Source organism: Bacteroidales bacterium, assembly GCA_014860585.1.
Classification (GTDB): Bacteria; Bacteroidota; Bacteroidia; order Bacteroidales; family 4484-276; genus RZYY01.
This window is the reverse complement of sequence record JACZJL010000017.1, coordinates 1-9543: the sequence shown is the minus strand read 5'-3', so window position 1 is coordinate 9543 and position 9543 is coordinate 1. Positions and strand designations below refer to the sequence as shown.

Here is a 9543-nt window from a genome sequence, read left to right as displayed (position 1 = left end):
CAAATTGGCTCCTTCCGTTAAAATCGTTTTTAGTTTTTCTGAAGGATTAAAGGGTTGGCCATTTTCAATACCCAGATATTTTAAGTAGGTATAGAAAATTTTATCTTCTTCCTTCTGTGGCTCATTTTGAATAAACTGATGTACCAATTCAAAATATTTTAAGCCCCTGAAAGGCATTCCCTCAAATCGCTTGTCGGTATTGGAAATGAATTTTGCTGGTTTTGAAACCTCCCCATATTTGCCAACAAGAAAATTCTCTTTCATCTTTTTGATTTCCGCTTCATCAGTGGACAGAAATCGGGTGCCAATCATTATTTTAATGGTTGTACTGTTAATAACAATGTACCCTTTGGTATTTAGATTTGAAGCATCATATCCATTTGGAAGAATAAGGTATTTACCACCTTTTCCTCTATCAGCCCCCATTAATCCTAAATCGCCCAGGGAAAGTTGGTAAAAATCCATTACTGCTCCGGCAGAAGCACCGGCAGGATAATCAATAACCACCGGCCCCGTTTTAGAAAGATCAGCCCAACTGATCACATAGGGGGTAGTGGCATTAGCTGTAAGAATGCCTGCTTTTTCATTAAATGATTTGTACTCCACAAAATCCAAATCTGCTCCGCCATAGACTTCAGAATGCGCATTGTACCACATTTGAAAAGTCGTTACCGGAAGTGACCATTGATACACTTCAATAGCTCTTTGTAAACTTAATTGGTCATTCAGTTTAGCGATGGATTCTTTAGTAATATAACTTTGATTCAATTGAATGTCACCAAAATCGGTTTTAATCAATTCATCGCCCTCTAATGTGGCATCAGCAAGTGAAACAATATTATCAGCTACTAGTGCATCTTTCGACTGCGGTTGATTGCATGCAGCGATTACTCCAATTATTGCAATCATTGACAGTGCTTTGAATTTAATTAGTTTCATTTTAAAGGTTTTTTGATTTTGAATTATTTTTTTTGCTTTTGAACAGGAGAAATCATCATTTTCCATAATCCTCCTTTTCCCAACCGACTGCTGATAACTGATCCAAGGTTGTAAAAAAACAATGCCCCAAATACACAAATAACAGTGACCAAAATATGGTAAAAGTTGGCACTTTTTGTTAAGTTCTTTAATGCATTTAAAAACCCACCATATTCATGTCGAGCTTCCAGAGCATGTTCAAGAATTAAAATGACCGCTACGCCGGCCAAATACAAAAAAGTGCGCAAAAGAATATCTATAATTGCCGGTTTATTGTTCACTCCCAGGGGCACATGCTCTAAAATAAGTACAGCCTTAGCTGCTATCAGCGCTCCAACAATAACTTTTGAAGCACCATAGAATTCAATTTTGTACTCATCCAATAAGAGCACTTTTATTATCATAAGAGTTCCAAACCATACAAGAAAATATAACGAGACCAATAAAATCGCCTTTAGCTCTTTTAATAATTTGTCTTTGGTATTCATAGTAATGTTATTTTTTGTGTTTTTACAAACACTTCCATATTTTTTAAAATTAAAACCTCCACTAATGCCAACATTTTTATTTAACCAACTGCATAGGTGGGTTTTTCCATGAACCATCCAATGCAGTTTCTTTCGGCCAATAGATGCGCAGGTAAGATGAGAATGGTCCCTTGGGTGCAGGCAGCCAGTTGGACTCCAGATCCTTGCCGGGTGACTCGTGCTGGATGTAGAGCGTGAGGCCGCCATCGGCATCCATTTTCATGTCCGGCAACATCGGCGAATTGATGAGGTAGCGGTCGATAGGGTTTTCGGTTAATAAACTTCCGGGCAGCTCATACATGGTGAGCGACCAGAACGCATTCGCAGGTGGCAGTTTTCCCTTCGGGAAATGCAGCGTATAGCGGTTGGCGCCGTTGAGCTTTTGGCCGCTGGCGTCAGTAAAATAAATAGGATACATCGCTTCCTGTTTTGAATTTCCCCAGATGCCAATGGTTGCGAGCCAGCGATAGAAGTAATTGTTTTTCATGGATGCGCGCGTGCCGAAGACATCGCCGGCGGTAATTTTACCTTCCGCCAATAACTTCGCGCCGCCCTCAAATTCTTTCCAGGCGTCGCCTATGCCTTCCTCGAAGGCTTTCTTCATTTCAGGGGAAAGCTTCGTGGGATCAAAGGTCTTTCCGGCGCCGATGCCAATCTTGGCGAACCTCTCCATGAGTTCCTTCTCGGACGGATCGGTCGGGCAGAATTGCAGGATGAAGTTCAGGATATTGAACACCTCGAGAGAGCTTTTCTGCTCTTCCTGGCTGATCGGCTTGATGTAGTCGATGGCCGGGGCGGGGGTGGGCGCTGCGGTGCCGAGAAAGGACGAGAGCGGCTCCACCTTGTATCCGGCCTGGATTTTTTTCACGTTGTCGATGTCGGCCGGATTGAAAAGCTGGGTGCGGTAGATAAGGGTGTTTATCTCGGTCTCGGACAGGATGACCTCTTTGATTCCCTGCGGTTTCCCGCCCTTCCAATTCGGGCCAGCCAGCATGATGCTACCCGCTTCGTTACCGGTGGTTCGGCTGCCGGCATAAGCAAAGTTGAATGTATAGGCGTCGATGAACTGAATCGAATAATAGCGACCTTCCGGAATTTCAGGGACCGTCAGAACGAGCGGTTCGGCCCGGAGGTCTGCACCGAGAAAGGAATACGGCGTGTCGGAATTGGGCGTCTGGACGGCCTTGTCCGCCGGGGTGTAAACGCGGGGGACGTTGATAATTGTGTTTGGCTCTCCCTTGTATTCGGGGTCGGTCTTGTCAACGAAGTAGCCGTATTGGATGCGGTAGCCGTCCACCATGGGATAGCCGTAGATATAGGCTTCCTTTGCAATGGAACGGATAGAGTCTAATGACAATTCAGAAGACACCATAGTTTCTTTTTTACCCTTGTTCTCAGTACACGAGAATGTGATTAACATAATCAATAATAAGTGAAATGCTGTTTTCATAATAAGTTATTTATCTTGTTTTAATATCATACAACGGTTTCTTTGTTTCACTTACCAGTTAAAATAGCCTTAAAATCGGCGCCGCTTGGGTTTTGGAAAACCTTTAGTTCAAATTCTGGAATTACGGCAAGGATATGATCGAAAATATCTGCCTGAATTGACTCATAAACTGCCCAATCCTGATCTTTGGAGAACACATAAATTTCGATGGGAATGCCCGTTTCCCCAGGCTGCAGATGCCTGATAAGGAATGTCATGTCGGTATTGACCCTGGGATGGCTGCGCAGATAATTGGATAAATAATTCCGAAAAACACCCAGGTTTGTCTGGCGACGGCCATTTACAAGAATCTCATTATCAATTTTCAGTTCCTCATTGTACTGTTTAATCTCGATCTCTTTTTCCCTGATGTAATCCTTTACATAAAAAATTCGTTCAAATTTTCTGAGCATATCCGGTGTACAGAATTTCACACTGTGCATGTCAATATTGATCGAACGTTTGATTCGCCTTCCACCCGATTCTTCCATTCCACGCCAGTTCTTAAAAGATTCAGAAAACAATGCATAGGCAGGTATGGTAGAGTAAGTCTTGTCCCAGTTCTGCACTTTTACCGTGGTGAGGGTGATATCGAGTACCGTTCCATCGGCATCATATTTTGGCATGGTGATCCAATCGCCCTGGCGAAGCAGATCGTTGGCTGTTAACTGCACCCCTGCAACAAGGCCAAGAATCGAATCTTTGAATATCAACAGAATAACTGCTGAAAATGCACCAAGACCTCCAAGGATTATTAACGGATTTTCGCCAATCAGGAATGAGATGATCGTGATGGAAACGAAAATGTACAGGATGATTTTCGCCACCTGGATGTACCCCTTTATTGGCCGTACTTTTGAGATTGGATATAGCTGATAGATAACAAGAATTGCATTAAAAAATGCCGAAAAAACCAGCATGACAATGATTACACTGTAAATCCTCAGCGCCAGTCGGGCAGTTTCAATCAGGTCAGGATAATGAGCAAGTGCAAAAGGGGCTATCGCATGCAGAAAATAAGCGGGCACCAAAAACGTAAGCCGGGTAAACACCTTTTGCTCAACCAAAATATCGTCCCAGGATGTTTCCGTTTTACGGGAAATCCGCTTAATGATTGAAATCAGTATTGTGTAAACAACCTTGAACAAGAGGTAGCTTAAAATAAATGCAATAATTACCTTGACAAGCGACGAAAGCGAATCGTGCCAGAATTCTTCAACGCGCATGCTCTGCAACATTTCAATCAACCATTCATCTAAACGTGTGAACATAACAGAAAAGCTTAATAACAATTTTCGATTAACTATCTGCAAAAATAGTATCATTTTTTAAAGGGGTCCTGAAAAGCAACACTGCGGGATTTAGGTAAACGTTGGGAATTTACCTGAAAGGAAAACGGTGAATTGCCTGCAAATTTACTCCTGCGAAATCTGAATCATCGAAACCTCCACGTTGCCCCCTTCAGGCTGTAGACTGATCCAGTTGTTGTCTTCGCTGAACCACCGGTACTGGCCGCCGACTTTTACAATGTAATCGCGCGTTTGAACTGAATTGGGAATGTTGATCACGAAACCTCCATTGTTGGTTTCATCTTTACCATAATTGAGAAAGACACGGAAGTCGTGTTCACTCAAATTTCTGGCTTTCAAAATGATATAACTCTCCCTGCGTCCCTGTCTGGGAACCGGAGAAAAGCCGTACTTTGAAACAACATTGGATTCCACAATTTCGATGGTCTTCACTACATCCACCACCACATTGGCCTCAATGATTTTGGTAATCTCCGAAATCCGGCTTTGAGGATAGGTTTCATCGGGTTTTATGCCAGATGCAATTTGATACTGATTGATGGCATCGTCGTAGGCTTTTGTCCCAAACAGTCGGTCAGCTTCGGCAACAGCAGCATTGTATTCTTTCTGGATACGCTCCAGTTCTTCCCGAAGGGTTACATCAATCGCTGCAGTTTTATCTTTAGGATAACTGCTGTTTGGAAATATGGCCAATGCTGAATTATATGAAACCTTAGCTTCGTGCAGGTTTCCGGCATCGTAATGAAAGTCGCCTGCAGTAATAAAATTATTGTATTGCAGTTGCTTTTCAGCCAATTCGGCAGCCAACGCATCAATCTCGATCAGTTTGTTTTTTGGGTATTCCTCTGCAGGTTTAAGTTCTGTGGCTTTTTGAAACTCGGCTTTGGCCAGGTCAAATTTCTCCTCCTTTACAAACTGTTCACCTATTTCAATTGCAGATTCATAGGCTGTATTGGTTTCAGCTATTTTTCTGAAAATTGTGCTAATCTCATCAATTTTCGATTTCGGGTAAATTTCTTCCGGTTTCAGGTCGGAGGCTTTCTGAAATTCTGCCAATGACTGGTTGTATTCTTTTTGTCCAAACAACTGGTCGCCCAGGGTAATCGCTGCCTGGTAAGCGGCATCGGTTTCAGCAAGTCCGGCCAGAAGGGTGTTGATCTCTGTGATTTTTTCCTTCGGATAGTTTTCGTCCGGTTTCAGGTCGGAGGCTTTTTGAAATTCAGCCACAGCCTGATCGTAACTCTTTTGTCCAAAAAGCTGGTCTCCCCGGGTAATGGCTGCCTGGTAAGCGGCATCGGTTTCAGCAAGTCCGGTCAGAAGGGTGTTGATCTCCGCAATTTTTTCCTTCGGATAGTTTTCGTCCGGTTTCAGATTGGAGGCTTTTTGAAATTCAGCCACAGCCTGATCGTAATCCTTCTGTAAGAAAAGCTGGTCGCCCCGGGTAATGGCTGCCTGGTAAGCGGCATCCGTCTCGGCAAGTCCGGCCAGAAGGGTGTTGATCTCCGCAATTTTTTCCTTCGGATAGTTTTCGACCGGTTTCAAGCTGGATGCTTTCTGAAATTCAGCCACAGCCTGATCGTACTCCTTCTGCGAGAAAAGCTGGTCGCCCCGGGTAATGGCTGCCTGGTAAGCGGCATCGGTTTCAGCAAGTCCGGCCAGAAGGGTGTTGATCTCTGTGATTTTCGATTTCGGGTAGTTTTCTTCCGGCTTCAGGTCGGAGGCTTTCTGAAATTCAGCTACAGCCTGATCGTAACTCTTTTGTCCAAAAAGCTGGTCGCCCCGGGTAATGGCAGCCTGGTAAGCGGCATCCGTCTCTGCAAGTCCGGCAAGAAGGGTGTTGATCTCCGCAATTTTTTCCTTCGCATAGTTTTCTTCCGGCTTCAAACTGGAGGCTTTTTCAAATTCAGCCAAAGCCTGATCGTACTCCTTCTGCGAGAAAAGCTGGTCGCCCCGGGTAATGGCTGCCTGATAAGCGGCATCCGTCTCGGCAAGTCCGGCCAGAAGGGTGTTGATCTCCGCAATTTTTTCCTTCGGATAGTTTTCGTCCGGTTTCAGGTTGGAGGCTTTTTGAAATTCTGCCAATGACTGGTTGTATTCTTTTTGTCCAAACAATTGGTCACCAAGGTTAATGGTTGCCTGATAGGTAACTTCCATTTCAGCAAGTTCAGCAAGCAGGCTGTTGATTTCGGTGATTTTTGATTTAGGAAACATCTCTTCCGGTTTCAGATTGCTTGCTTTCTGGAACTCCGTTAAAGCCTGATTATAATTTTTTTGATCCAGCAACTGATTGGCCTCTTTGATAATAAACTGATATTCAGCTTCGGACTCGCTTATGGTAGCCAACAACGCAGTGATCTCTGAAATTCTGATTTTTGGATATACCTCTTCACGTTTTAATTCAGATGCTTTCTGAAACTCTGCCAGCGCAGATTCATAGCTTTTACCCCGAAAAAATTCATCACCAGCTTTGATGGCCTCCTGGTAATCAGCTTCAACGGCTTCTATACCCGCTAAAATGGTGTTAATCTCAGCAATCCTGGATTTAGGATATTCATCTTCCGGTCGCATTGCCGATGCTTTAGAAAATGTTTCAATGGCCTTTTCATAATCTTTAACCGCAAGGAGTTGATTCCCGGTTGCGATAACCGTTTGGTAATTTTCTTCAGCCTGTGCAAAGTCTGCCAGGATACCATTGATTTCAGAAATTTTATCCTTTGGTAAATTCTCGCCAGGCTTCAGTTCTATTGCTTTTTGAAAGGTTAATATAGCCTGGTCATAGCTCTTTTGTTGTAAAAGTATCTCGCCTTGAGCCATGACGGATTGGTACTCTGCATCAGTTAAACCCGAAAGCACTCCTGTAATTTCTGCAATCTTTTCCCCGGGGTAGGGCTCCCCGGGTTTGAGTTTTTCGGCCCGGTGATATTCGGCCAAAGCAGCATCCCAGGATTGCCTGGAAAAATGGTCATCACCCTGGGCAACAGCCTGCAGGTATTGTTGTTCTTTCACCTCCAGCTCAGCAAACAGGTTATTGATCTCTGTAATTCTTGCCCGTGGATAGGATTCAGCTGGTTTGAGTCTTGATGCCTCCTCAAAATAGGATTTTGCCAATTCATATTCATCGGCCAGAAAATGCTCATCACCTTTTAAAACAGCTTCTTTATAGGAATTTTCCAGTGCGAGTGCATCACTTTCTTTTTTCATGATCATTTCGTCGATGCGAAGGATCATGTTCTGAGGATAACTCTCTGTTGGTTTGATGCTAAGTGCCCGATTGTAAGCCAACTTAGCAGCGTCATAATCCTGGTCAACATACAAATCATCAGCCTCTTTTACCGCATTTTCATACTGTTCTCTGACTTCTAAAATCTTGCTTATTTCGGCCAATTTGGATTTTGCATCCAAAGATGCCGGATCATAAGAGAGTGCAATTTCAATCTGCTCTTTTGCCTTATCCAGCTGCCTATTCTCATAGAATTGAGAACCTAGCTTCATCGCGGCCTCATATCCTTTTTCCTTTGCCTGCTTTTCCCTAAGTAATTTATTGAGTTCAATAACTCTTGCTGTCACATGTTCATCACCCGGTGCAATATCATTTGCAGCCATGTATGCATCGAGCGCCTGAGCGTACTTTTCCTCCTTATAAAATGCGTCGGCTTTTGTAACTGCCTGAGAAAACTCCGTATTATCCTCTTCCTGAATACCCAAAATTTTATTGATCTCCGAAATTCTGGCCGCAGGGTGACGCTCATCGGGTTTAAGTTTACGTGCCTCCTGAAAAGTCTTTTTTGCCTGCTGATAGTTCTTTTCAAAAAATAGCTTTTCGGCCTGGTTCACCTTTTCGTTATAAAGGGTAGCCTTGTCGGGACTTTGACCCGAAACGGGAAGGACAATGATAAAAAAGGAGAAAAGTAAAAGACTGATTCTGTATATAATAGGTTTACAACTGCGCATTCAGATTAAATAGTGTTTCCGATGATTTGATTTGTAACTGACCTTTTCGTGATAACCAGATTATTAACAAGGTAAGGCTTAAAATATTGTTTGAAAAAGCGGCCCGAATGGCTGAGGTGGCTTAAGGGGCTATAAAATTTTCCCGTCAATAATGGTCAGTTTCCGGTCAGCCATGTCGGCAAGTTCGAGGTTATGGGTCACGATAATAAAGGTCTGGTTAAACTTTTCGCGCAGATCAAAGAAGAGCTGATGCAACTCTTTGGCTGACTTGGAATCGAGGTTACCCGACGGTTCATCGGCAAGGATAACTTTTGGTTTATTAATCAACGCCCTGGCCACGGCTATTCGTTGTTGTTCACCTCCCGAAAGTTCTGAAGGTTTGTGCTCCATCCTGTCCCGAAGATTAAGATAGGTAAGAAGTTCGATCGCTTTTCTTTCAGCTTCGGAGCGTAAAATTCTCCCGATATATGCAGGGATGCACACATTTTCGATGGCAGTGAACTCAGGTAGAAGATGATGAAACTGGAAGACAAACCCAATGTTTCTGTTTCGGAAGTCAGATAATTCTCTCTCCGGCATCGTATCAATTCTCTTATTGTCAATAAAAACACTTCCCTTATCAGTACGATCAAGTGTGCCGAGGATATGCAGCAGGGTTGATTTCCCGGCCCCCGAAGCACCGACAACCGAAACAATTTCACCTTTTGCAATCTCCAGGTCAATGCCTTTGAGCACATGAAGGTTTCCATAAGATTTGTGAATGTTTTCAGCCCGAATCATTATTGATTTTTTTTGACAAAAGTAGCAAAACAGGGGAATACGCGGATTAGTGGTCATGGAAAGCGAAATCCCGCCAAAGCAGAAAATTTGAAAATGCCAACAAGAGTTTACCTCTTACAAATTACATAATTTCATCTGCTCAGATTTTGTATTTTTGCAAATGAAAATTCTCAAAACAATGGAAAACAACAATTTGGCTGAGGAACCAGTTGCTCCTTACAACCAACCCCTCGATTTTCAGCAGGTCTGGACAATGTTTCGGGAAACTGACAAAAAATTTCAGGAAACTGACAAGAAGTTCCAGGATACCGATAAAAAAATCAAAGAGCTCACTGCACTTTTCACTTCTCAATGGGGAAAACTGGTGGAATCTCTGGTGGAAGGCGATTTGATCAAATTGCTGAATTCGAGAGGGATTAAAGTAGAAAGTATAATTCAGCGCAGAAAAGGCAACCGTGAAGGGATAAATTTTGAATTTGATCTGATTGCCATTAACGGAGGCGAGATT

The 9543-nt window shown here is 43.2% G+C and carries 7 protein-coding genes; 1 reads left to right on the top strand and 6 read right to left on the bottom strand.

What is annotated here, in order from left to right; all coding sequences use genetic code 11:
* From IH598_01780 to IH598_01755, 6 genes are all read right to left on the bottom strand, one after another.
* Positions 1–1005 (bottom strand): DUF1254 domain-containing protein (locus tag IH598_01780; GenBank protein ID MBE0637233.1); only part of this gene is annotated, 1005 nt, incomplete at its 3' end.
* Positions 963–1466 (bottom strand): hypothetical protein, encoded by a 504-nt coding sequence (locus IH598_01775; protein ID MBE0637232.1) that lies wholly within the window; start codon positions 1464–1466, stop codon positions 963–965. The genes IH598_01780 and IH598_01775, both read right to left, overlap by 43 nt.
* Before the next feature lie 76 nt (positions 1467–1542).
* The gene (locus tag IH598_01770) at positions 1543–2955 is read right to left on the bottom strand and encodes a DUF1254 domain-containing protein (GenBank protein ID MBE0637231.1); all 1413 of its coding nucleotides are present in this window, start codon (positions 2953–2955) and stop codon (positions 1543–1545) included.
* Between the two features lie 47 nt (positions 2956–3002).
* Positions 3003–4220, bottom strand: coding sequence for a mechanosensitive ion channel (locus IH598_01765; GenBank protein MBE0637230.1), 1218 nt, complete (start codon positions 4218–4220; stop codon positions 3003–3005).
* A 189-nt stretch (positions 4221–4409) separates the two neighbouring features.
* Positions 4410–8255 (bottom strand): tetratricopeptide repeat protein, encoded by a 3846-nt coding sequence (locus IH598_01760; GenBank protein MBE0637229.1) that lies wholly within the window; start codon positions 8253–8255, stop codon positions 4410–4412.
* Between the two features lie 129 nt (positions 8256–8384).
* Entirely contained in the window at positions 8385–9035 is a 651-nt protein-coding gene (locus tag IH598_01755) for an ABC transporter ATP-binding protein (protein ID MBE0637228.1), read from the bottom strand.
* A gap of 178 nt (positions 9036–9213) precedes the next feature.
* On the opposite strand from IH598_01755, the gene IH598_01750 reads away from it, so the two are divergent.
* Positions 9214–9543, top strand: a 330-nt coding sequence (locus tag IH598_01750) for a hypothetical protein (GenBank protein MBE0637227.1), incomplete at its 3' end; no start/stop codon positions are given.